Below are 23,331 nucleotides of genomic sequence, written 5' to 3'. Positions count from 1 at the left end.
ACGGGTCAGGACTGCGGTGCGGGCGGCCAGGTGATCCACGACGCCGGGACGTCCTCGTCCAGCCGGACGACGTCGCGCCGGGCCAGCATCCGGGTGCGCAGCAGCTCCCGCGCCACGAGCCGTGCCACGGCGATGGCACCCGACGGGTTGAAATGGGTGTTGTCCTGCTCGGTGCGGGTCCAGTTGAAGCAGGTCTTCGTCTCCTCCACGCCGAGCCGCTGCCACAGCGCGAGCGAGAGCGCCTCGATGTCGAGCAGCGCCACCCCCTCCTCCCCGGCCAGCGCCCGCATGGCCGCCGGGTAGTCGCCGTGGGTCGGCAGGGCGTTGCCGTCGGCGTCGAACCTGCGGCGCTCGACAGGAGTGGCGAGGACGGGCCGGGCCCCGCGGGACCGGGCGCCCGTGACGTACCGCCGCAGGCACTCCTGGTACGTCGTCCAGGGCTCGGTGTACCGGGCGGAGTCGGTGGCCTTCTCGTCGTTGTGCGCGAACTGGACGAGCAGCAGGTCACCGGGCCGGATGACGGCGAGGACCGCGTCGAGCCGGCCCTCGTCCAGGAAGCTCTTCGAACTGCGGCCGTTCACCGCGTGGTCGGCGACGGCGACGCCCTGGTGGAGGAAGAAGGGCAGTGCCATGCCCCATCCGGTCTCCGGGGCCTCGTCGGCGGTCTTCGGGGCGGCCGTGGAATCACCGGCGATGTACAGGGTGCGGGTACGGTGCCCGGCGGCCCGGGCCGTGCCGGTCACGCCGAGGGCGAGGGGGGCGGCGGCGACAGCGGCGAGCCCGAGCTGTCTGCGCGTGAGGGACACAGGGGGTGCCTTTCGGACGCGGGGGAACCTGCCAGGGGTGCGGTGCGGTGTCCGGGTCGCGGTTCCGCCGAGGGGGCGCGGCCGGCCGGTGCCGGCGGCGGGCCCCCGCGGACCGGAACCGCCCGGGCGCTCAGTGGTTCTTCTTCCAGTCGGCCTGGGCCTTGTCGAGCTGGTCGGCCAGCGTGTCCAGGAACTCCTTCGCGCTCAGCCTGCCGAGCAGCACCTTCTGGAAGTTCGGCTCGTTGTCGGCCTTGGAGAGGGTGTTCCAGTCCGGCAGGTAGTACGGCAGCTGCACGACCTTGGTGTCGGCCCCGTTCAGCGCCTCGGCGGCGAGCTTCGTCGGCTCCGACGCCCGCACCCACGCGTCCCGCGCGGCCTCGGTGTTCGCCGGCACCTGTCCCGCGACCCGGTTCCACCTGCTGTTGGACTCGTGCGAGGCGGCGAACTCGATGAACTTCCAGGCGGCGGCCTTGTGCGCACTGGACCGGAACAGCGCGAGCCCGTCGACCGGGTTGGACACCTGCACCCGGGTGCCGTCGTCCAGGGTCGGGTTGGGCACGCCCTTGAACCGGCCCTTCAGCGCCTTCTCGTGGTCGGCGTAGGACCCGAGGTTGTGGCTCAGCATCCCGATGGTGCCGGAGTCCCACTGCGCGACCATCTTGGTGAAGTCGTTGTTGACGTCGGCGGACGGGGTGTCCTTCTTGTACAGGCCGGCGTACTTCTCCAGCGCGGCCACGTTCCTGGGGTCGTTGACGGTGGTCCGGTCGCCCTTCCAGAAGGACGTGATCCCGCTCTGCCCGTACATCGCGTCCAGGGCCTGCGCGATGGACCCCTCGCCGCCGCGGATGGTGTACCCGAAGCGGTTGCGGCCCCGGTCGGTGAGCTTGCCGGCCGCCGCGTAGAACTTCGTCCAGGTGGTCGGCGGATCCAGTCTGGCCGCCGCGAACAGGTCGGTGCGGTACCACAGCGTGCCGTTGTTGGCGGAGGTCGGCACGGTGTACGTCCGGCCGGTACCGCCGGCGGCCTTCACGCTCTCCAGGAACGTCGCGTTGAGCCTGCCGTCCAGGGAGCTGCCGGAGATCCGGTCGTCCAGCGGCTCCAGCGCGCCCTGCGCGGCGACCTCGGCGAGCATGGCCGTACCGATGCCGCCGACGTCGGGCAGGCCGCCGCCCTGGATGGCGGTGTCGTACTTGGACTGGACGCCGGCGGCGGGCACACCGACGTACTTGACCTCGATGTCGGGGTACTTCTTCTCGAAGTCGGCGATGATCTGCTTCCACACGTCGGTGCGGACACCGCCGTTGTTGTCCCAGAACGTGATCGTGCCCTTGCCGGAGCCCTCGCCCCCCTTGTCCCCCGCGCTGCCGCTGCCGTTGTCGCCGCAGGCGGCGGCGGCGAGGGCGAGGACGGAGGCCAGGACGGCGGCCGGGGCGGCCCGTCTGCCGGTGCGGTTACGGATGCTGCTCTTCATCGGTCGGCTCTCTTCTTCTCTTCTGGTTCTCTGCTGGATCCAACGGAGGAGTGAAGCGGTGGGACGGTGGTGTGACGGGCCTGCCGGCGGGGGCGTTGACCTGGAAGATCCCCTGGTCGGGGTCGCCCCGGGGTTCGTGCAGGTGCCGGGCGTGCTCATGGGCCGACCGCCCTGCGGACCAGGGCCGCCGCCTCGTCCCGCCGCAGCCGGCCGTCGGCGACGACGGTGACGATCCGCCGTACGACGGTCCCGCCGGGCGCGAGGGCCAGCCGCTCACCGTGCGCCAAGGAGGAGCCGGCCCCGGGGTACTCGGCGGCCCGCACGAACCACGGGTCCCGCCGGGTCTCCCCGGTGGCGCCGGCGAAGACCAGCGTCCAGTCCGCGCCGGCCAGTGCCAGCCAGTCGGCGCGGGTGCCGTGCACCTCCGTCTCGCCCTCCCGGCCGGCGGTGAACACCCGTGGCGTCCCCTCCTCCTTGCGGGCCCGCCAGAAGAAGCCGCCGTAGGCCGCGCCGGGCCGCCCGTTGGTGGCGGGGCTGCCGATCGACAGGGGGCCGGGGGTGATGTTGGTGAGGGAGAAGGTGAGGTCCAGCGCCCAGGCGGTGGCGGTGAGCCCGGTGACGGCGACGGTACGGCGCTCGTGCAGCAGCTCGGTCCCGGCGGCGGCCCAGCGCAGCTCCTCCACGAAGCCGTCGGGGTCGCTCAGCCGGAAGCCGGTGTGCCGCTGGACGCCGTGGTTCTCCAGTTCGGCCGGCCCCCGGTCCCGGACGAAGGTGCGCCCGCCCCAGAAGTTGTGCCCCTCGACGTCGGGAACGGCGACACCGACGCCGAGGTGGTGGGCGTGGTCGGCGGGGGACACCTCGGTGACCGCCGTGCCGGCCAGGGTGGTGACGGGGTGCAGGTAGGGGCGGGGGGAGAGCCGGGCGGGCAGCTCGGGCCGGAAGACGTACCGGCCGACCGGGCGGCCCGCGGCCCGCAGGACCAGGGTGTCCTTCGACGTCATCGGGTGCTCACCTCTTCGGGTGGCGCCCAGTCGGCGCCCAGTTCGGAGTAGAGGGCGAGTCGGTCGGCCGCCGCCGCGACCAGGTCCTCGATGCCGGGCACGATCCGGCGCCGTTCGGCGGCCAGCAGCCGCCAGGCGTGCCCGGGCAGCGGTGCCGGGTCGGGGGCCGTCCGGACGGCCTCCACGACCCGCATGAAGGCGCCCGTCTCCACCGGCGGCACCAGCAGCCCGTCGCCGCCGGCCAGGTGCCCGGCCAGGTTCTCCAGCAGGTCCGTGCGGCCGTACACCAGCTCCTCGGGGCCGTGGCCGGCCCGCTGGAGCAGCACCCGGTCCTGCTTGTACCAGAAGGTGATCCGGCCGGCGCTCCCGTGCACCACCACGTACGGCTCACCGGGCCGTTCGGCGCACAGGGTCGCCGCGACGGTGACCGGGCCGCGCGGGGTGCGGACGCGGACGCAGGAGGTGTCGTCGGACTCGATGGCGTTGGCGCGCAGCAGCTCGGTCTCGACTCTGGTGACGTCCTCGGCGCGGGTGGTGCCGAGCAGGGCGAGGCCGGTGGCGACGGCGTGCGCGAGGGGGTTGGTGAGCACGCCGTCGACCACGTCGGTGCCGTGCAGGCGCCGCCGGCCCGCCCAGGGCGCGCGCCGGTAGTAGGCCTCGTCGCGGGCCCAGGCGCCGGCCCCGCCGACCCCGGTGACCTCGCCGATCGCGCCCTCCGCGACGAGGCGGCGGATCGCGGGCACGGCGTGCGAGCCGAGCGACTGGAAGCCGATCTGGCAGGCGACGCCGGCCTTCGCGACCCCGTCGGCCATGCGGCGGAACTCGGCGTAGGAGGGCGCGGGCGGCTTCTCCAGCAGCATGTGTGCCCCGTGCCCGGCGGCGGTGAGGGCCAGCGCGGTGTGGGTGGGGATCGGCGTGCAGATGACGGCGATCCGGGCACCGGTGGCCGCCAGGAGCGCCCCGAGGTCGGCCGACTGCTCCGGTGTGCCCAGGCCGTCCGGGATCTCGTCGGCGGTGAGCGGGGACAGTTCGCAGATCCCGGCCAGTTGGACGGTGCCCCGGGCCTGGAGGCGGCGGATGTTGTCCAGGTGCCGGCGGCCGTGTCCGCGCGCGCCCGCCAGGACGACGGATGCGGTCATGGGGTCCTCCCCGCGCCCGCACGGCGGGCCGTCCGCAGGGAGGTGACCGGGTGGCGTGTCATCCCTTCACCGCCCCCGCGCTGAAGCCGGTGATCAGCCACTTCTGGATGAACGCGAACACGATCACCACGGGTACGGCGGCGATGATGCCGCCCGCCGCCAGGGCGCCCAGGTCGACGCTGTCGGCGCTCATCAGGGTGTCGAGGCCGACCGGGACGGTCTGCTTGCTCTCGTCGGAGAGGAACATCAGGGCGAACAGGAAGTGGTTCCAGGCGTGCACGAAGGCGAAGGAGCCGACGGCGATCAGCCCGGGCCGCAGCAGCGGCAGGACGACGATCCGGAAGGCGGTGAAGCGGTCGCAGCCGTCCACCCAGGCGGCCTCCTCCAGCGAGTAGGGCACGTTCCGGATGAACCCGCTGATCAGGATCATCGACAGCGGCAGCTGGAAGACGGTCTCGGCGAGGACGACGCTGCCGAGGGAGTTGATCATCGACAGCTTGGCGAAGATCTGGAACAGCGGCACCAGCAGCAGCGCGCCCGGCACGAACTGGGAGCACAGCAGGGCCAGCATGAAGCCGCGTCTGAACCGGAAGTCGAAGCGGGCGAGGGCATAACCGCCGGCCAGGGCGACCACGGTGGTCAGCAGCAGGGTGGCGACACCGACGTAGACGCTGTTGGTGAAGTAGGTGCCGAAGCCGCGTTCGGTCCACACCTTCCGGAAGTGCTCGGAGGTCATGGGCCAGGGCACGAGCGAGGTGGAGCCGGCCGGGCGGAGCGCGAAGAGCAGGATCCAGTAGAACGGGATCAGGGTGAAGAGGAGGTAGATGCCCAGCGGGACGTAGATCTGCCGGCGCGGCACCTCGTCCCAGGCCCGCCGTTTCCGGCCGGCCGGCGCGGGCCCGGGCACCACGCGCTCGGGTGCCGGAGCGATCTCGGTGATCACCTGGACCCACCTCCGAACCTGCTCAGCCGCAGATAGGCGACCGAGCAGAAGAGCAGGATGACGAACGCCACCGTCGTCAGGGCGGAGGCGTAGCCGAAGTTGTGGGCGTCGACGCTGGTCTTGGCGATGTAGAGCGGCAGCGTGGTGGTCTCGCCGGCCGGGCCGCCGCCGGTCAGGGTGTAGAGCAGGTCGACGTTGTTGAACTCCCACACCGCGCGCAGCAGCGTGGCGAGGACGATCGCGTCCTTCAGGTGGGGCAGCGTGATGTGCCAGAACTGCTCGAGCCGGCTCGCCCCGTCGACCTCGGCGGCCTCGTACAGGTCCCGGGAGACCGACTGGAGGTCGGCGAGGATGAGGATCGCGAAGAACGGGACGCCGCGCCAGAGGTCGGCGGCCACCGCCGCCGGGAACACCGTGGAGGTGTCCGACAGCCAGCTGGTGCCGTAGGAGCCGAGGCCCGCGTCGGCGAGGTAACGGGTCACGCCGGTCTGCGAGTTGTACAGCAGCACCCAGATCGCGGAGGTGAGGACGCCGGAGACGGCCCAGGGCGAGAAGACGAGGGCGCGGCCCACCGCCCGCCCCACGAAGGTCTGGTTGACGATGAGCGCCAGGGCGAGGCCGAACAGCAGCTGCAACCCGACCTCCACCACGACCCACTTGGCGCTGAAGATCAGCGTGTCCCAGAACTGCGGGTCGTGGGCGAAGGCCTGGGCGAAGTTGCCGAGGCCCGCGAAGCCGTTCCGCCACGGCTTGGTGGGGTTGTAGTCCTGAAGGCTGTAGTAGAAGACGTTGAGCACCGGGTAGGCGATGAAGCCCAGCATGAGCAGGGCCGCCGGGGCGATCAGCAGGTACGGCAGCCTGCGCGGGGTCGCGGAGGCACGGCGCCGCCCGGGTGGCGCGGGCGGTTTCGCCACGGCTGCGGCTTGGGCCATGACTGTTCTCCGTTCACGGGGGGCGGGTGCAGCGGGTGGAGCTGGGACCGGGGGCCGGCCGTAGGAAGCGCTTGCTACATACACATGGGTGAGGGCCTCCGCCCCGGGTGGGACGGTCAGCCGGCGTACGGGTCCGGGACCGTGCCCGGACGGGCGAGGAACTCGAAGTCGCAGCCGGTGTCGGCCTGCGTGATCTGCTGCTCGTAGAGGGCGCCGTAGCCGCGCTCGAACCGGGCGGGCGGCGGCGTCCACGCGGCCCGCCGGCGCTCCAGCTCCTCGTCGTCCACGTGGAGGTGCAGATTGCGGGCTCCGACGTCCAGGGTGACGAGGTCGCCGTCGCGCACCAGGGCCAGCGGTCCGCCGACGTACGACTCCGGAGCGACGTGCAGGACGCAGGCGCCGTAACTCGTGCCGCTCATGCGGGCGTCGGAGATACGGACCATGTCCCGCACGCCCTGCTTCAGCAGGTGGTCCGGGATGGGGAGCATGCCGTACTCGGGCATGCCCGGGCCGCCCTTGGGGCCGGCGTTGCGCAGCACCAGCACGCTGTCGGCGGTGATGCCGAGCGAGGGGTCGTTGATGGTGCGCTGCATGGTCCGGTAGTCGTCGAAGACGACGGCCGGACCCGTGTGCTTGAGCAGGCGGGGCTCGGCGGCGATGTGCTTGACGACGGCGCCGTCCGGGCAGAGGTTGCCGCGCAGCACCGCGACCCCGCCCTCGCTCGCGACCGGGTTGTCCCGGGGCCGGATGACGTCGTCGTCGTGGACCCGGGCGCCCGCGAGCTGCTCGCGCAGGGTGTCGTGCGCCACGGTCGGCCGGTCCAGGTGGAGCAGGTCGGTGATCCGGGAGAGGAAGCCGGGCAGACCGCCGGCGAAGTGGAAGTCCTCCATCAGGTACCGCTGCCCGCCGGGACGGACGTCGGCGAGGACCGGGACGGTGCGGGCGACGCGGTCGAAGTCGTCCAGGGTGAGCCGTACGCCCGCCCGGCCCGCCATGGCGATCAGATGGATCACGGCGTTGGTGGAGCCGCCGAGGCCCAGCACGGTGGTGACCGCGTCCTCGAACGCCTCCTGGGTGAGGATGTGGGACAGTCTCCGGTCCCGGTGGACCAGGTCCACGACGGCCAGGCCGGCCCTGGCGGCCATCCGGTCGTGCCCGGAGTCCACCGCCGGGATGCTGGACGCGCCCGGCACGGTCACGCCGAGCGCCTCGGCGGCGGCCGTCAGCGTGGACGCCGTACCCATGGTCATGCAGTGGCCGGGTGAGCGGGCCAGACCGCTCTCCAGCTCGGTCATCTCGCAGTCGCCGATGAGGCCGGCCCGCCTGTCGTCCCAGTACTTCCACATGTCGGTGCCCGAGCCCAGGACCTCGCCCCGCCAGTGCCCCGGGAGCATGGGCCCGGCCGGCACGAACACGGCGGGCAGGTCCACGGAGGCGGCGCCCATCAGCAGGGCGGGGGTGGACTTGTCGCAGCCGCCCATCAGCACCGCGCCGTCGACCGGGTACGAGCGCAGCAGCTCCTCGGTCTCCATGGCGAGCATGTTGCGGTAGAGCATCGGGGTGGGTTTCTGGAAGGTCTCGCTGAGGGTGGAGACCGGGAACTCCAGCGGGAAACCGCCCGCCTGCCACACCCCGCGCTTGACGGCCTGGGCGCGGTCGCGGAGGTGGACGTGGCAGGGGTTGATGTCGGACCAGGTGTTTAGGATCGCGATGACCGGCTTGCCGAGGTGTTCCTCCGGCAGGTAGCCGAGCTGACGGGTACGGGCGCGGTGGCTGAAGGAGCGCAGGCCGTCGGTGCCGTACCACTGGTGGCTCCTCAGGTCCTGCGGACTCCTGCGGGGTGCGTTCATACCGACCACCCGGCGGTGATGGCGGCGACCTCGGCCCGCTCGTCCTCGGGCAGCGGCCGGCTCGGCGGGCGGACGTCCCGGCGGCACAGGCCGAGCGCGGCCAGCGCCTCCTTGACGACGGTGACGTTGTTGGCGTTGCCGTGCGCGGCCCGCAGCTCCTCGAAGCGGCGGATCTGCTCCCAGATCTTCATGGCGGCCGGATGGTCACCGCAGCGGAGCGCTTCGAGCATGTTCCGGGAGACGGCCGGGGCGACGTTCACCAGCCCGGAGGTGAAGCCGGTGGCGCCGGCGGAGAAGTAGGAGGGGGCGTACGGTTCGGCGAGGCCCGCCACCCACACGAAGCGGTCCAGGCCCGCGTCCCGGGCGAAGGCCGCGAACCGGGCGGCGTCCGGGACGGCGTACTTGACCCCGATGACGTTCGGGCAGTGGCCGGCGAGTTCGGCGAGGCGGGCGCCGGGCAGCTGGGCGTTGCGCAGGTACGGCACCACGCCCAGCTCCGGGACGGATTCGGCGATGGCGCGGTGGTAGTCGACCCAGCCGGCCGCCGACACGTACGGGTGCACCGGCTGGTGGACCATGACCATGCCGGCGCCGAGGTCGCGGGCGTGCCGGGCGGAGGCGATCGCGGTGGGCAGGTCGTGCCCGACACCGACGAGGACGGTGGCGCGGTCACCGGCCTCCGCGACGGTCCACTCCGTGACCAGGCGGCGCTCCTCGGGGGTGAGGGCGTAGAACTCGCCGGTGTTGCCGTTCGGGGTGAGGGTGGTGATCCCGCCGTCGAGCAGGCGGCGCAGCAGGGCCCGGTGGGTGTCCCGGTCGACGGAGCCGTCCTCGGCGAACGGGGTGACCGGGATGGCCACCACGTCGGCCAGCGCCGCCCGCCGGGACTCGAACGTCACGCTGCTCATTGATCACCTTCCGCTGGGAGGAGCTCGGGGAAAGCACGGCGTACGAAGGACCCGATGTGGGCGCGCAGGGCGCCCGCCGCGCCGTCCGCGTCTCCGTCCAGCGCCAGCCGCAGGATCTCCCGGTGCTCGGCGGCCTCCCGTTCCCAGGAGGGGTCGGCCGCCCAGGCCACGGCGGAGACGAGGGCGGCCTGGTCGCGGACCTCGTCCAGCATCCGGCCGAGCAGCGGGTTGCCGCACGGCAGATAGAGGGCGCGGTGGAACTCGCGGTTGGCCAGGGAGCGTTCGGCGGTGTCGGTGGCGCCGTCGGCGCGGGTGAGCGCGTCGCGGGCGGCGTCGAGGGAGGCGCCGCGCCCGACCGCCCGCCGCAGGGCCTCCGGTTCCAGCAGCAGCCGCACGTCGTACACCTCGCGCGCCATGTCCGCGTCCACCATGCGCACCGTGACGCCCTTGTACTGGCTCATCACGACCAGACCGGTCCCGGCGAGGGTCTTCAGGGCCTCGCGCACCGGGGTCTTGGACACCCCGAACTGCGCGGCCAGCTCGGTCTCGACCAGGGCCTGACCGGGTGTCAGCACCCCGGTGAGGATGCGGTGCTTGATCGCGTCGAGCACGACTTGCGTGCGGGACGGGATCGGGGTGGGCACAGAGGTCATGCGGCCCTCTCGGATCTCACATATCGCGTCTCATATATGACGTACGAAGTACGACGCGTCGAAGGTAGGAGGGGGCGCCTGTTTCGTCAATGCTTCTGACGGAGGAAGCCGCGACGGCCGGTGAACGCGGGTCAGAAGGTGTGCCGGTCGCCCTCGCGGGCCGTGCCGGTGGGCCGGCGGGAGACGGCGGCGGCCCGGGCGGTGGCCGACTCCCGGGTGAGGGTGGGCCCCACATGCGTGACGAGCAGTTCGCGCACGTGGGCGTCATGGGCGACGCGGCCGGCGTCCTCGGGCGTCAGATGAACCTGCCCGGGGTGTTCGCCCTCGCGATGTTCCCCGAGGTCCGCCTCGCACAGGAACAGGTCGGCGCGGGCGGCGAGTTCGGTGAGCGCGGGGCAGGGACCGCTGTCCCCCGAGTACGCGAACACGCTCCCCTGGCACTCGGCGCGCAGCCCGTACGCCTCGGTGCCGTGGGCGACGGCGCGCGCGGTGAGGCGCAGGTTCCAGTGCCGGACGTCGTGGCCGTCGTACAGGCTCCGGAAGTCGAGGACGTCCTTCAGGAAGCCGACGTCCGCACGTCCGAGGAAGCCGGCCAGGCGCCGGGCGCAGTCCTGCGGGGCGTACACCGGGACCGGCGCGGGCGGGGTCATCCCGCCGAAGGCGAACGCGTAGGCGGCGGCGAGCAGGTCGGCGCTGTGGTCGGCGTGCAGGTGCGAGACCCAGATCGCGGTCAGCCGCGCGGGATCCGTGTACTGCTGCAACGCGGCGAACGTGCCGGGCCCCGCGTCCACCCACACCTCGGCACCTCCGCCGGACAGCAGATATCCGGAACACGGCCGGCCCGGACCGGGGTGCGGCGAGGCGGTGCCGAGGACGGTGAGGGTGAGGGGCATGGCAGTGAGCGTACGACGCGGACCGTGACCGGGGCGCGGAAAGGGCACCCCGTGGCGCCATCCGGCCCCCGGGCCCCCGCCCGCCCCCACCGGCCCCGTCGGGATCCGTCACGCGGTACGCGGTACGCGGTACGCGGGGGTCGCGCGCCCGGTCATCCGGGCCCGCGCCGCCCGGCCCACGGTGCGCCGTGCGCCGGGCGCCGGGCCCCACGTCGCCCGGCCACCGGCCGCCGCACCCCACGCCGCGCCCGTGCCGCCCGTCCGGCTCCCCCTACGGCCGCCAGCCCGGATCCCGCCCGCTCAGCCCCACCGTCCGGTCCAGCAAGGGCGCGTCCGCCGGGACGGGGACGACCGGGCCGAACGGCGCGTTCCCGCGGCCCGGGTCGCCGGCCGCGGCACGCAGGAAGCCGTGGGCCGCGTCGAGGGCGGCCGGGTCGGGGGTGTAGTCCTGGCCGGTGGCGCGGGCCAGGTCCCACCCGTGGATCACCAGTTCGTCGGCGACGACCGCGCCCGCGACCGCGCCCGGCAGATCCACCCCGCCGGCGCGGGTGTCGCCGGTCCAGGCGGCCGGCTCGCGCCAGGCGCCGGCCAGCTCGTCGAGCACCCTGGGCAGTTCCTCGCGCCAGCCGGGGCCGATGTCCGGGACGAGGGCGTCCGGGCTGGTGTCGGTCGTCGGGCCGAGGTCCTTGCGGGCGGCGTCACGGAACGCCACGGACAGCGTCAGCAGGTGGCCCAGCAGGTTCCGCACCGCGAGGCCCGGGCACGGTGTCGCGCCCGTCATCTGCTCGTCGGTCACGGACCCGGCGAGCCGGGCCACGATCCTGGTCTGCGGGCCGAGATCCACCCCGGTCATCTCTCATCACTCCCTCGGTGCCGGTTGTCCCGTACGGAATGCTGACCGGGCGGCGCCCCGGAACTCATCGGCCGCGCGCTGCCGGTATCCGGCACTTTCCCGATCCGGCGGGGGGAGCCTTATCCGCACGATGAGCCGGTATGACGACTTCCTGGACCGCGGTGCGTGTGCTGCGGGATCGTACGGCGGGGCTGTATCTCGCCGGTGTGGTGGTGTCCGCGTTCGGTACCTCCGCGCTGTGGCTGGCCTCGGGTGTGTGGGTGAAGGACCTCACCGGGTCGGACGGCCTGGCCGCCCTGTGCCCGCTCGCCCTGTGGGCGCCCACCCTGGCGGGGCCGGCCCTGGGCACGCTCGCCGACCGGACGCGCCGCAGACCCCTGCTCGTCGGGCTGGACCTGGGGCTGGCGGGCCTGCTCCTCGTGCTGCTCGCCGTCGGTTCCGCCGGCCGCTTGTGGCTGCTGTTCGCCGTGCTGTTCCTGTACGGCGCCGCCGAAGCGGTCCACGACGCGGCAGAGTCGGCCCTGGTCGCCGCCGCCGTCGGCCCGGATCTCCTCGGCGACTTCAACGGGCTGCGGATGACCGTCACGGAGGGCATGAAGCTGGTCGCCCCGCTGACCGGGGCGGCCTTGTACGCGGCCTGCGGCGGCCCGGCGGTGGCCGGTCTGGACGCGGCCACGTTCGTCGTCGCGGCCGGGCTGTGCGCGCTGCTGCGCGTGCGGGAGGAGCCGCCCGTCCGGTCAGGTGACGGCTGGCGGAGACGGACCGCGCAGGGCGTCCGGCATCTGTGGGCGCAGCCGGAGCTGCGCACGCTGGTCCGGGCGGGCGGTACGACGATGCTGCTGACCTCGCTCGGCAGCGCGACCGTGTACGCCGTCGTCGGCCGCCTCGGCCACTCCCCCGCCTACACGGGTGTGCTGTACGCCGCCCAGGGGGCCGGTTCGGTGGTGGCCGGGCTGCTCGCCGGGCCCGCGCTGCGGCGGTTCGGCGAGCACCGGCTCGCGGCGGCCGGGATCGCGCTGACGGGGGCCGCGGCGATCGCGCGGGCCGTGCCGTCGGACGCGGTGGTCCTGGTGTCCGGCGTCGCGTCCGGTCTGGGGCTGCCCTGTGTGCTGGTCGCCGTGCTCACCGCCGTGCAGCGCCGCACGCCGGGCCCGCTGCTCGGCCGGGTGACGGCCACCGCCGGCACGCTGGTCCTCGCCCCGAACGTGCTCGGGCTCGCCCTCGGGGCCGGCCTGGTCGAACTGGCCGGCCCCGGGGTGCTGCTGCCGGTCTACGGCGTGGCGCTGCTGCTGACGGCGGTCGCGCCGGCTCGGCGGGCGGCCAGTGCCGCCCGCACCGCCGCCAGGTCCCCGTCCGACGCCAATCCGGCGTGATACAGCCGCAGTTCCGTCGCGCCCCCGGCATGCGCGCGTGCCGCGTCCGCGGCGAGGGCGCCGGGGCTGCCGCCCATCCCGGCGACGACCGTGAGGTTGGCGGCCAGCACCGTCCGCTCCCCCGCGTGCGCGGCGAACGGCGCCAGCAGGGCCGTACCGCCCGTGCAGGGCACCACCACGCCGTCGGCGACGGAGAGGATGCGGGCGGGGTCGACGCCGGCGTTGGCGCCGCAGTGGTAGGACACCGGGTCGGCGTGCAGGAGCACCTGGAAGCCGTCGGGCGCGGCGGCGCGTACGGCGGTGACGGCCTCCTCCTGGAGGGTGCGGGCGGTGGTGTCGCGCCACGCGCGCGTGGCGGCCGCCGTGTCCGCCCCGAGGAGTCTGTCCACGGTCGGCCAGCCCTCGTCGTCCGCCGCACCCCGCCACAGCGGTTCCAGCGCGGTCCGTACGTCCGCCGCCAGCTCGTCGGCGTCGAGGCCGTGTGCGCCGTAGCCGGGGCGGCAGGAGGGGCAGAAGCACAGCGACATCAGGTACTGCCCGGCCTCGCCGAGGCCGACGCCGGCCGTCTTGTCGTGGGCGTGCAGGTGCGCCAGCCCGTACCAGCCGAGGGACTCCAGTTCGGTGCCGTGCGCGCCGGGGCGTACGGCGGCCTCGGCGGCCAGGTCGACCAGGTACGCGCGCGTGGCGGGCTGGGCGATGCAGGGCGCCCACGGGTAGCGGTCGCCGTAGGCGTTGACGACCGAGGTGTCGGGGTGCTCGGCGCCGAGGCGGGAGTTGTGGGCCAGGACGACCCAGGTGTGCACCTCCAGGCCGGCCGCGGCGAGGGCGTCGGCGGCCTCGCCGTAGGCGTTGCCGGGGGCCCAGCGGCCGGCGGGGTAGGGCCGCAGACCTCTGCCGGCCCAGCGGCCGCCCGGCGGGTAGAGGACGGCCGCGTACTCGGCGGTGACGATGCGGTGGCGGGGGTGGCGGGGGGTCAGGGCGCGGGTGGAGTGGTAGGCGGCGGCGAGGGTCACCTGGCCGACCCCGAGTTCCGCGATGCGCGCGGGGGCCCCGGGGTCCCCGTTGACGTCCCAGGGGTACACGAACGCCGACGCCTTCACGCGTCCTCCTCCAGCAGGGCGTAGCCGTGTTCGATCAGCTGGGCGAGTTGTTTGACGTGGTCCTCGGCCGGCTCGTGCAGCGGGGGCCGCACCTCGCCGACGTCCAGGCCGCGCAGCCGTACCCCGGCCTTGACGAGGGAGACGGCGTATCCGCGGCCCTGGGCGCGCAGTTCGACGAACGGGCGGTAGAAGCCGTCCAGGAGGCGGTGGACGGTGCTCAGGTCGTCGGTCTCCAGGGCCCGGTGGAAGGCGAGGGCGAGTTCCGGCGCGAAGCAGAACACGGCCGAGGAGTACAGGGTGATGCCGAGCGCGCGATAGGCGAGCTGGGTCTGTTCGGCGGTGGGCAGGCCGTTGAAGTACAGGAAGTCGCCGGGGACCTCGGTGCGGACGGCGCTGACGGTGCGCTGCATGAGGTCGAGGTCGCCGAGGCCGTCCTTGAGGCCGATGACGCCGTCGGTGCGGGCGAGTTCGACCACGGTCGACGGGGTGAGGACGGCGTTGTCGCGCTGGTAGACGATCACGGGCAGGGCGGTGGCCGCGGCGATCTCCCGGTAGTGCCGCAGCAGGCCGCTCTGGCCGGCCAGGACGAGGTACGGCGGCATGGCGAGGAGGCCGTCGGCGCCCGCGTCCGCGGCGAGGCGCGCGTAGCGCACGGCGAGCGCGGTGCCGTAGCCGGCTCCCGCGACGACCGGGACGCGTCCCTCGGCCGCCTCGACGGCCACCCGCACGCAGGCCTCGAACTCCTCCGGCAGCAGCGCGTGGAACTCCCCGGTGCCGCAGCAGGCGAACACGGCGGCGGCACCGGCCGCGACGCCCCGGCGCACGTGGGTGCGGTAGACGTCGAGGTCGAGTGAGCCGCCGGGGCCGTAGGCCGTGACGGGGAAGAAGAGCGGCCCGCTCGGGTCACGGAGCCGGGCGGCGAGAGGGGCTGGCGTCACAGGCGCTCCCTGTCGGTGCATGCTTCTGATCGTCGTCCATGTTTCTGAACAATCTCACGCTACGGGTCGCCTTCGGAGCGGGTCAAGCGGGCGAACGGGCACCACGGCAACGGATTTGACCCTGTCACGGGCCACTTGACGGGGTACGTCGCCGCTCCCTAGCGTGTCCAAGCATGTGAATACTGTCCACGCACGCGGTGTGTGGCAGCGGCACCGAGGACCCAAGGAGATCGAAGGATGCCCGCTCCCCGTACCCTCCTGCTCACCGGTGCCGCCGGCGGGCTCGGCACCCTGATGCGGTCCCTGCTGCCGGAGTACGGCTACACGCTGCGCCTGTTCGACGTGCGCCCCGTCGAGGACGCGCCGGACGCGATCACCGCGGACCTCACCGACACCGAGGCGCTGCGCGAGGCGGTGCGGGGCGTGGACGCCGTCCTGCATCTCGCGGGCATCTCCCTGGAAGCATCCTTCGGGAAGATCCTGCGGTCGAACATCGAGGGCACCTACAACCTGTACGAGGCCGCCCGCCAGGAAGGTGTGCGGCGGATCGTGTTCGCCTCCTCCAACCACGCCGTCGGCTTCACCCCGGCCCCGCGCGCGGGCGAGCCGCTGATCCCCGTCGCCACCCCGCGCCGCCCGGACACCTTCTACGGCCTGTCGAAGTGCTTCGGCGAGGACCTGGCCCAGCTCTACTGGGACAAGCACGGCCTGGAGACGGTCTCGGTGCGCATCGGCTCCTGCTTCCCGGAGCCGACCAGCGTCCGCATGCTCTCGGTGTGGATGAGCCCGGCCGACGGTGCCCGCCTGTTCCACGCGGCCCTGACCGCCGAGGACGTCGGCCACACGGTGGTCTACGGCTCCTCCGCCAACACGCGCCTGTGGTGGGACCTGGGCAGCGCGCGGGCGCTGGGCTACGAGCCGCGGGACGACTCCGAGCCGTACGCCGCGAAGCTGATCGCCGAACAGGGCGAGCCCGACCCCGGGAACCCGGCCCACACCCACCTGGGCGGGCACTTCGTGAACGACCCGCCGATCTGGCCGTACTGAGGCCGCGGCGGCGCCGAGGAGCCGGGGGCGGCCGTCGTGGCGGTGGTGCGGTGACCCGTTCGGCCGGTAAGGGAACGGTAAAGCGGTGTCGTTCGTTCACCCGGCATGACAGCTATGACCCCTGGCTCGAACATCTCCCTCTCGGCCACGCGCGTGACGGTGGACGTCGCCGCTCCGGTGCGGCTCGACGTGTCGGGCCTGCTGCTCAGCGCCGACGGCAAGGTGCGTTCCGACGACGACTTCATCTTCTACAACCAGCCGGCGGGCCCGGGCGTGACCTACCGCTCCGGTGGCGGCTCGGCCCCGGACGCGGTCACGGTCGACACCGCCGCCGTGCCGCCGGACATCGAGAAGATCGTCGTCACGGCCAGTCCGGACGCGGCCGGCCGGACCTTCCAGGGCGTCGAGCCGACGGCGACGATCAGGGACGCGGACGGCGGCGCGGTGCTGGCCACGTTCACCCCGCCGCAGCTCGGCGCCGAGACGGCGCTGGTGGTCGTGGAGGTCTACCGCCGGGGCGGCGCGTGGAAGGCGCGCGCCGTCGGCCAGGGGTACGCCGACGGGCTGGCCGGCATCGCGACGGACTTCGGGGTGACGGTGGAGGAGCCCGCCCCGGCCCCGGCCGCGCCCCCGGCTTCCGCTCCGGTCGCGCCCACGGCTCCGGCCGCGACCCCGGCCGCAGCCGCGTCCGTGTCCGCGTCGCCCGCCGCCCCCGCACCGGGCGCGGGCAAGATCAACCTGGACAAGGGCCGGGTCAGCCTGGCGAAGCAGCAGACCGTGTCCCTGGTCAAGGGCGGCCGGCCGCTGCTCTCCCAGGTGCGGATGGGCCTCGGCTGGGAGCCGGCGTTCCGCGGCAGGGACATCGACCTGGACGCCTCGGTCATCGCCTACGGGCCGCGGCGCGACCACATCGACAGCTGCTACTTCGGCAGGCTGACGATCCTGGACGGCTCGGTCAAGCACTCCGGGGACAACCTCACCGGCGAGGGCGGGGGCGACGACGAGGTCATCGTGGTGGACCTCGGCCGCCTCCCCCAGGAGGTCTCCGGCCTGGTCTTCACGGTGAACTCCTTCTCCGGCCAGAAGTTCACGGAGGTCGCGAAGGCCTACTGCCGCCTCGTCGACGCCGCGACCGACGAGGAGCTGGTCCGCTTCGACCTCACCGGCGCCGAACCGCAGACCGGCGTGCTGATGGCCAAGCTGGTCCGGCAGTTCTCCGGCGAGTGGGACATGACGGCACTGGGCGACTTCGTGAAGGCGCGCACGGTACGGAACATGGTGGGACCGGGGGCGAAGGCGCTGTAGCGCGCCGGACACGGCGCCGGGGTGCGGCAAGGGGCCGGGGTGCCGCCGGGCACGCCGGCCCGTTCCCGGGCGCGTGGCCGGTGTGCCCCGTGGCAGAGCGGCTCGTTCCCCGGGCGCGGCGCCGTGGGGGCCGCTCGCGCGGTTCCCCGCGCCCCTTCGCGCGCGGGGCTACGGCCGCAGGCCCTCCGTCAGCAGGGTCAGGCAGCGGCGGATCTCCCTGTCGGGTTCGTCCGCCAGCTCCGACGCCGTCGCCATCCCGTGCGCCAGCCGCAGGACCTCGACCGGCTCCAGGTCGGCCCGCACCACGCCGTCCGCCTGCGCCGCCCCCACCAGCCGGCCCGCCGCGCCCTTCACGGCCGTACCGCACGCCACACCGCACGCCGTCGGCGCCGTCGGGGCGCCGTCCGTGACCGCCGCCCCCAGCAGCGCCTTCATGCCCCGCAACTGGATCGTGGCGAGGCACAGCTCGGTCAGCCACTCCGTCAGCGCCTCACCCGGCGGCAGCTCCCCGGCGAGTTCGTCGGCCCGCCTGCCCAGTGCCTCGATCCGGTCGACGTACGCCGCCTCCAGCAGCGCCTGCCGGGTCGGGAAGTGCCGGTAGAGCGTGCCCGAGCCGACGCCCGCCCGTCTGGCGATCCGGTCGAGCGACGCGTTCTCCCCCTGCTCGGCGAAGACCTCCGCCGCCACCGCCAGCAGGCGTTCGTGGTTGCGCCGGGCGTCCGCGCGCATGGGTCTGACCCGCGTCATCCAGCAACTCCCTGCCCGACCGCCGGACCGGCGGCTTCCCCCGGATTCTACCGAGCGCCCGCCGGCCGGGCCGTACCGTCCGGGCGGGAGACGGAGCCGCGGCCCCCCACGAGGAGTGGGAGCCACTCCGGCAGGGGGCCGCGGGACGTCGCGGGCGCTCGATGTGCGGCGTGCGGGTCAGCCGCGCTTCTGCCGCTTCCAGGGGCCGGTGATGGCGAGCATGATGCCCGGCGTCTGGATGTTGGCGAACAGGGTCCTGCCGTCGGGCGAGAAGGTGACGCCGGTGAACTCGCTGTACTCCGGCTCCTCGGCGGTGCCCATGTTCATCTCGTTGCGGGCGATCGGGTAGGTCCGGCCGCTCTCGGTGGCGCCGAACAGGTGCTGGACACCCTCGCCGTCCTCGGCGATGACCAGGCCGCCGTACGGCGAGACGGTGATGTTGTCGGGGCCGTCGAAGGCGCCGTCGGCGGACGGGTCCGGGTTCACGCCGAACAGGACCTTCAGGGTCAGCGTGCGGCGCTTGGGGTCGTAGAACCAGACCTGGCCGTCGTGCTGGACCGGGCTCTCCGCGCGGGCGAAGGAGGAGACGACGTAGACGCCGCCGTCACCCCACCACATGCCCTCCAGCTTGCGGGCGCGGGTGATCTGGCCGTCGGTGAACTGCTTGCGGGTGGAGACCGTCCGGGCGTCGCGGTCCGGGACGTCCACCCAGTCGACGCCGTAGACGGTGCCGATCTTCGTGGCGCGGGAGAGGTCGTCGACGAACTTGCCGCCGGAGTCGAAGCACTTGAAGGCCTGGAGCACGCCCGCGTCGTCGGCGAGGGTGCGCAGCCGGCCGCGGCCGTGGCGGAAGCCCTCCGGCGGGGCCCAGCGGTAGAACAGGCCGTTGGGGCCGGCGGCGTCCTCGGTGAGGTACAGGTGGCCGCGCCGGGGGTCGACGACGACGGCCTCGTGGGCGTAGCGGCCGAGGGCCTTGACCGGCTTCGGGTCGCGGTTGGCCCGGCGGTCCTCCGGGTCGACCTCGAAGACGTAGCCGTGGTCCTTGGTCATGCCGTTCTGGCCGGCCTTGTCCTCGGTCTCCTCGCAGGTCAGCCAGGTGCCCCACGGGGTGTTGCCGCCCGCGCAGTTGGTGGAGGTGCCGGCGATGCCGACCCACTCGGCGACATGGCCGCGGCGGACCTCGACGACGGTGCAGCCACCGGCGGCGGCGGGGTCGTAGACCAGGCCCTCGGTGAGCGGCACCGGGTACTCCCAGTTGGCGCGCGGGCCCTTCAGCTCGTGGTTGTTCACCAGGAGGGTGGCGCCGCGGGGCCCGTCGAAGGTGGAGGTGCCGTCGTGGTTGGACGGGGTGAACTCGCCGGACTCCAGCTTCGTCCTGCCGCTGTAGGTGACGATGTCGTACGCGAAGCCCGCGGGCAGGGCGAGGATGCCGTCCGGGTCGGCGATCAGCGGGCCGTAGCCGACGCCGTGGTGGTGGTCGCCGTGCCCGGGCCGCGTCTCCGCGCCGTCGGTTTCCGTGGCGGCCAGGGCGTTCGGCGCGGTGGCGAGCGCGCCGACGCTGCCCGCCAGGGCGACCCCGGCACCGGTGATCGCGGATTTTCTGGCGAAGTCCCTGCGGGTGAGCGACATGGTGTCTCCTGTGACGACGGTGGCGGTGCCGTGGAGGGTGGCGGGCCTCGGTTCGGCGCACACGCTCCCGCCCGGCGGTGAACACGGGCTGAACGCCGGGCTACTTCGGCGCTCCCTGTTCAAGAACCCGTACGCACCGCCCCATGGCCGGTCAAAGCCCAGGTCGGCACCGCCACCGGCCGTGTCTCAACTCGCCTGCTGGGAACGGGCCTTGAACGCGGCCTTGCGTGCCTCCTTCGCCACCTTCTTGTCCGGGTGCAGCCGTCCCATCGCCTCGAGCACGTCCGCGGTGGCGGGGTGCTCCACCCGCCAGGCGGCGGCGAAGAACCCGCTGTGCCGGGAGGCCAGCCCCTCGACCAGGGCCTGGAGTTCCTCGGAGTTGCCCTCGGCCGCCAGCTGCGCGGCCACCGTGTCGACGGTGAGCCAGAACACCATGTCCTGCGACGGTGCCGGCACCTCGGCGGCGCCCCGCTCGCTCAGCCACACCCGGGCGAGTCCGCCCAGTTCGGGGTCGTCCAGCACCTCCCGCAGCGCGGGTTCGGCCTCGATGCCCACCAGCGACAGCGCCTGCTGGCAGCGGAGCCTGCGCAGCGGCGCCCCGGCGTCCGCGCCCCGCGCCGCCGCCAGCAACTCCCGTGCCGCGGCGAGGGGTTCGCGACGGCCGAGCCACTGCTCGGTCTCGGCCTGCGCGGCGTGCTGCCCGTACCGGGCGGTGCCGTCGAGCAGCGCGTCCGCGCTCCCGTCGGCCAGGTCACCGACGGCGGGCGCCTCGAAGCCGGCCTCCAGCAGCCGCGCCCGCAGCCCGTACACGCCGAGCGGGGTGAGCCGGACCATGCCGTAGCGGGAGACGTCGGTGTCGTCCACCGGCGCGGCGGGCTCCTCGTCGGCGTCCACCAGCAGCGCCTCGTCCACCGGCTGGTACTCCACCAGCCCGACCGGTTCCAGCACCCGGAACTGGTCGTCCAGCCGCATCATCGCGTCGGACACCTGTTCAAGGACGTCGTTGGTGGGTTCACCCGTCCCGCTGGGCAGAATCACCGAGGCGGCGAGGGCGGGCAGCGGCACGGGGTCCCCACCGGGATTGCCCTCACCGACGGTCAGGAGGTACAGGTTGCCGAGGACTCCGTCGAGGAACTCCGCCTCGGCCTCCGGGTCCCAGCCGAGTGACGAGAAATCGACCTCGCCACCCTGCTCCAACGCGTCGACCAGACCCTCCAGATCGGGCACGCTCGCGTCGGCGAGCGTGGTCTCCAGCGCGGCCAGCCACACGGCGAGCACGTCCTGCGGGGAACCGGCGGTGAGCAGCTTCAGCTCCTCACCCGCCCGGACGGTGCCGGCCTCCTCGTCCACGATCTCGATCAGTCCGGTGTCCACGGCGGCACGCCAGGCCTCGCCGGCCTCGGCGGCGGCGTCGTCGCCGCCGAGGCCCAGCAGTTCGACGGCGGCCGGCAGCTGCTCCTCGGCCAGCGAGCCGCCGGCGTCCACGCGGGTGCCGGGCCCGGCCCAGCGGGCGAGCCGGACCGCCCGGGAGAGCAACGGCGTGGACAGCGCGGCACGCGCCAGCTCCGCTTCGGGGCGCAGTCGCGCCGGCGGCAGGGGGGAGCTGTCTGACATCGGCTGGTTCTCCTCGGACCGTGAACGGACTCAACCCCTCAGCCTAGACGGATTTCCACCCATGCCACCCGGTTCATCTCCGCGCCGGCCGCCGTACATGGCCGAAACCTTGACAACTTCCCGCGCCAGGCAGGAGATTGACGCGCGTAGAAGTTGGGGGGACAACTGTTCACTCGGCTCTGCGCGTGTCACGGAGGGCCACCGGCCCGGCACGCTCCCGTTCCACCCTCGTCCCGGCGCTCACGCACGTCCCCGGAGGGATCCCTTGCCGAGCAGGTCTTCCGCGCGCCTCGCCGCGCTCACCGTCGCCGCCGTCTGTTCCGCCGCGTCGGCCGTCGTCCTCACCTCGCCCGCGCACGCCGACGCGGTGCGCATCCACGACATCCAGGGCACGACCCGGGTGTCCCCGTTCGCCGGGCAGAAGGTGACGGACGTGCCCGGCATCGTCACGGCCACGCGCACGTACGGCTCCTCCAAAGGCTTCTGGATGCAGGACGCCACCCCCGACGACAACCCCGCGACCAGCGAAGGTGTGTTCGTCTTCACCAGCTCCGCGCCGAAGGCCGCCGTCGGCGACTCGGTGACGGTGACCGGCACGGTCTCCGAGTACGTCCCGGGCGGCACCTCGTCCGGCAACCAGTCGGTGACGGAGATCACCAAGCCGGCGGTCACCACCGTCTCCTCCGGCAACACCGTCCCGGCGGCGACCGTCGTCGACGAGAACACGGTGCCGGACGCGTACAGCCCGGCCGGCGACACCGCGGCGAACGGCTCCGTCAACGGCCTCACCCTCGACCCGTCGGCGTACGCCCTGGACTACTACGAGTCCCTGGAGGGCATGACCGTCCGGGTCCAGGACGCCCGGGTGGTCACCGCGACCGACCCGTACAGCGAGCTGTGGGTCACGGTGAAGCCGCACGAGCACCGCAGCCGCCGCGGCGGCACGGTGTACGGCTCCTACGACTCCCAGAACACCGGCCGGCTCCAGATACAGTCGCTGGGCGCCACCGCCGACTTCCCGAAGGCGAACGTCGGGGACACCCTGGGCGGCACCACCACCGGCCCACTGGACTTCAACCAGTTCGGCGGCTACACCCTGGTGGCGAGCACGCTCGGCACCCTGGAGAGCGGTGGCCTCCAGCGCGAGACGACCCGCCGGCAGTCGGGCGGCGAGCTGGCGGTGGCGACGTACAACGTCGAGAACCTCGACCCGTCGGACACCACCTTCGCCGCCCACGCCTCCGCGATCGTGAACAACCTGCGCTCGCCCGACATCGTGTCCCTGGAGGAGATCCAGGACGACAATGGCGCCAAGGACGACGGCACGGTCGGCTCTGGGGAGACCGTGCGCAAGCTGATCGACGCGATCGCCGCGGCGGGCGGCCCCACGTACGACTGGCGCACGATCGACCCGGTCAACGACCAGGACGGCGGCGAGCCCGGCGGCAACATCCGCCAGGTGTTCCTGTTCAACCCCGAGCGGGTGTCCTTCACGGACCGCGCGGGCGGCGACGCGACCACCGCGGCCGGCGTCACCAAGGTGCGCGGCAAGGCGCAGCTGACGATCTCCCCGGGCCGGATCGACCCGGCGAACGCGGCCTGGAAGAACAGCCGCAAGCCGCTCGCCGGCGAGTTCGTCTTCCACGGCCGGACCGTCTTCGTGATCGCCAACCACCTCAACTCCAAGGGGGGCGACCAGGGTCTGGCCGCGCAGTACCAGCCGCCGGTGCGCAGCTCGGAGATCCAGCGGCACGCGCAGGCCACCGCGGTGAACGCGTTCGTCAAGGACATCCTGTCCGCGCAGAAGAACGCGGACGTCATCGCGCTCGGCGACATGAACGACTTCGAGTTCTCCGACACCGCGAAGATCCTCGAGGGCGACGGCGAACTGTGGTCGGCGATCAAGTCGCTGCCCAGGAGCGAGCGGTACACCTACGACTACCAGGGCAACGAGCAGGTCCTGGACCAGATCCTGATCAGCCCGGCGGTCCGGCGCGGCTGCGACTTCGAGTACGACAGCGTGCACGTCAACTCGGAGTTCAACGACCAGATCAGCGACCACGACCCGCAGGTGCTGCGGTTCCGTCCGTGACACGGCGGCGGGGCCGGCCGGACATCGCGTCCGGCCG

20 protein-coding genes are annotated in these 23,331 nt (G+C 73.4%); 4 read left to right on the top strand and 16 right to left on the bottom strand.

Features of this window, described 5'->3' with window-relative positions; all coding sequences use genetic code 11:
* Positions 1 to 5: 5 nt before the first annotated feature.
* From AB0F03_RS22800 to AB0F03_RS22750, 11 genes are all read right to left on the bottom strand, one after another.
* Entirely contained in the window at positions 6 to 806 is an 801-nt protein-coding gene (locus AB0F03_RS22800) for a rhamnogalacturonan acetylesterase (protein WP_361994937.1), read from the bottom strand.
* Positions 807 to 936: 130 nt separating this feature from the next.
* A complete protein-coding gene (locus tag AB0F03_RS22795; protein ID WP_361994934.1) occupies positions 937 to 2,277 on the bottom strand; it encodes a sugar ABC transporter substrate-binding protein in 1,341 nt (446 codons plus the stop codon).
* 155 nt (positions 2,278 to 2,432) lie between these two features.
* Positions 2,433 to 3,278, bottom strand: coding sequence for a PmoA family protein (locus tag AB0F03_RS22790; protein WP_361994931.1), 846 nt, complete (start codon positions 3,276 to 3,278; stop codon positions 2,433 to 2,435).
* Complete coding sequence (locus AB0F03_RS22785) at positions 3,275 to 4,417, bottom strand: Gfo/Idh/MocA family oxidoreductase (protein WP_361994928.1); 1,143 nt, start codon at positions 4,415 to 4,417, stop codon at positions 3,275 to 3,277. Before AB0F03_RS22785 ends, AB0F03_RS22790 begins: the two co-directional genes overlap by 4 nt.
* Before the next feature lie 58 nt (positions 4,418 to 4,475).
* Positions 4,476 to 5,360, bottom strand: a complete 885-nt coding sequence (locus AB0F03_RS22780) for a carbohydrate ABC transporter permease (protein WP_361994925.1) — start codon at positions 5,358 to 5,360, stop codon at positions 4,476 to 4,478.
* The gene (locus tag AB0F03_RS22775; RefSeq protein ID WP_361994922.1) at positions 5,357 to 6,292 is read right to left on the bottom strand and encodes a sugar ABC transporter permease; all 936 of its coding nucleotides are present in this window, start codon (positions 6,290 to 6,292) and stop codon (positions 5,357 to 5,359) included. Before AB0F03_RS22775 ends, AB0F03_RS22780 begins: the two co-directional genes overlap by 4 nt.
* 116 nt (positions 6,293 to 6,408) lie before the next feature.
* Entirely contained in the window at positions 6,409 to 8,142 is a 1,734-nt protein-coding gene (gene araD / locus AB0F03_RS22770) for an L-arabinonate dehydratase (RefSeq protein ID WP_361994919.1), read from the bottom strand.
* Positions 8,139 to 9,050: a dihydrodipicolinate synthase family protein gene (locus AB0F03_RS22765; RefSeq protein WP_361994916.1), complete on the bottom strand. Its 912-nt coding sequence runs from the start codon at positions 9,048 to 9,050 to the stop codon at positions 8,139 to 8,141. Before AB0F03_RS22765 ends, araD begins: the two co-directional genes overlap by 4 nt.
* On the bottom strand, positions 9,047 to 9,703 hold the full coding sequence (locus tag AB0F03_RS22760; RefSeq protein WP_361994913.1) for a GntR family transcriptional regulator: 657 nt from the start codon (positions 9,701 to 9,703) through the stop codon (positions 9,047 to 9,049). Before AB0F03_RS22760 ends, AB0F03_RS22765 begins: the two co-directional genes overlap by 4 nt.
* Before the next feature lie 131 nt (positions 9,704 to 9,834).
* Positions 9,835 to 10,596, bottom strand: a complete 762-nt coding sequence (locus tag AB0F03_RS22755) for an MBL fold metallo-hydrolase (protein ID WP_361994910.1) — start codon at positions 10,594 to 10,596, stop codon at positions 9,835 to 9,837.
* A gap of 271 nt (positions 10,597 to 10,867) precedes the next feature.
* Positions 10,868 to 11,449 (bottom strand): TIGR03086 family metal-binding protein, encoded by a 582-nt coding sequence (locus AB0F03_RS22750; protein WP_361994907.1) that lies wholly within the window; start codon positions 11,447 to 11,449, stop codon positions 10,868 to 10,870.
* A gap of 140 nt (positions 11,450 to 11,589) precedes the next feature.
* On the opposite strand from AB0F03_RS22750, the gene AB0F03_RS22745 reads away from it, so the two are divergent.
* Positions 11,590 to 12,822, top strand: coding sequence for an MFS transporter (locus tag AB0F03_RS22745; RefSeq protein WP_361994904.1), 1,233 nt, complete (start codon positions 11,590 to 11,592; stop codon positions 12,820 to 12,822).
* Here AB0F03_RS22745 and AB0F03_RS22740 read toward each other — a convergent pair.
* Positions 12,720 to 13,922 (bottom strand): hypothetical protein, encoded by a 1,203-nt coding sequence (locus tag AB0F03_RS22740; protein ID WP_361994901.1) that lies wholly within the window; start codon positions 13,920 to 13,922, stop codon positions 12,720 to 12,722. The genes AB0F03_RS22745 and AB0F03_RS22740 overlap by 103 nt on opposite strands.
* Positions 13,919 to 14,860, bottom strand: coding sequence for a 5-dehydro-4-deoxyglucarate dehydratase (locus AB0F03_RS22735; protein ID WP_361994898.1), 942 nt, complete (start codon positions 14,858 to 14,860; stop codon positions 13,919 to 13,921). The genes AB0F03_RS22740 and AB0F03_RS22735 overlap by 4 nt, the downstream gene beginning before the upstream one ends.
* A 237-nt stretch (positions 14,861 to 15,097) precedes the next feature.
* On the opposite strand from AB0F03_RS22735, the gene AB0F03_RS22730 reads away from it, so the two are divergent.
* Together AB0F03_RS22730 and AB0F03_RS22725 are read left to right on the top strand one after the other, a co-directional pair.
* On the top strand, positions 15,098 to 15,907 hold the full coding sequence (locus tag AB0F03_RS22730; protein ID WP_361994895.1) for an NAD(P)-dependent oxidoreductase: 810 nt from the start codon (positions 15,098 to 15,100) through the stop codon (positions 15,905 to 15,907).
* Positions 15,908 to 16,021: 114 nt separating this feature from the next.
* Complete coding sequence (locus tag AB0F03_RS22725; protein WP_361994892.1) at positions 16,022 to 17,212, top strand: TerD family protein; 1,191 nt, start codon at positions 16,022 to 16,024, stop codon at positions 17,210 to 17,212.
* A gap of 168 nt (positions 17,213 to 17,380) precedes the next feature.
* Here AB0F03_RS22725 and AB0F03_RS22720 read toward each other — a convergent pair whose 3' ends face one another.
* The 3 genes from AB0F03_RS22720 to AB0F03_RS22710 form a co-directional block, all read right to left on the bottom strand.
* Positions 17,381 to 17,959 (bottom strand): helix-turn-helix domain-containing protein, encoded by a 579-nt coding sequence (locus AB0F03_RS22720; RefSeq protein WP_361994889.1) that lies wholly within the window; start codon positions 17,957 to 17,959, stop codon positions 17,381 to 17,383.
* Positions 17,960 to 18,136: 177 nt separating this feature from the next.
* A complete protein-coding gene (locus AB0F03_RS22715) occupies positions 18,137 to 19,588 on the bottom strand; it encodes an alkaline phosphatase PhoX (RefSeq protein ID WP_361994886.1) in 1,452 nt (483 codons plus the stop codon).
* A 186-nt stretch (positions 19,589 to 19,774) separates the two neighbouring features.
* Positions 19,775 to 21,202 carry a hypothetical protein gene (locus AB0F03_RS22710; protein ID WP_361994883.1) on the bottom strand — a complete coding sequence of 476 codons (1,428 nt, stop codon included), beginning with the start codon at positions 21,200 to 21,202 and terminating at the stop codon, positions 19,775 to 19,777.
* 265 nt (positions 21,203 to 21,467) lie between these two features.
* On the opposite strand from AB0F03_RS22710, the gene AB0F03_RS22705 reads away from it, so the two are divergent.
* On the top strand, positions 21,468 to 23,294 hold the full coding sequence (locus AB0F03_RS22705) for an endonuclease/exonuclease/phosphatase family protein (protein WP_361994880.1): 1,827 nt from the start codon (positions 21,468 to 21,470) through the stop codon (positions 23,292 to 23,294).
* The last annotated feature ends 37 nt before the right edge of the window (positions 23,295 to 23,331 follow it).

Source organism: Streptomyces sp. NPDC028722 (assembly GCF_040637655.1).
Taxonomy (GTDB): domain Bacteria; phylum Actinomycetota; class Actinomycetes; order Streptomycetales; family Streptomycetaceae; genus Streptomyces.
The sequence above is the reverse complement of the archived record's forward strand: the minus strand, read 5'-3'. Positions and strand labels throughout refer to the sequence as shown.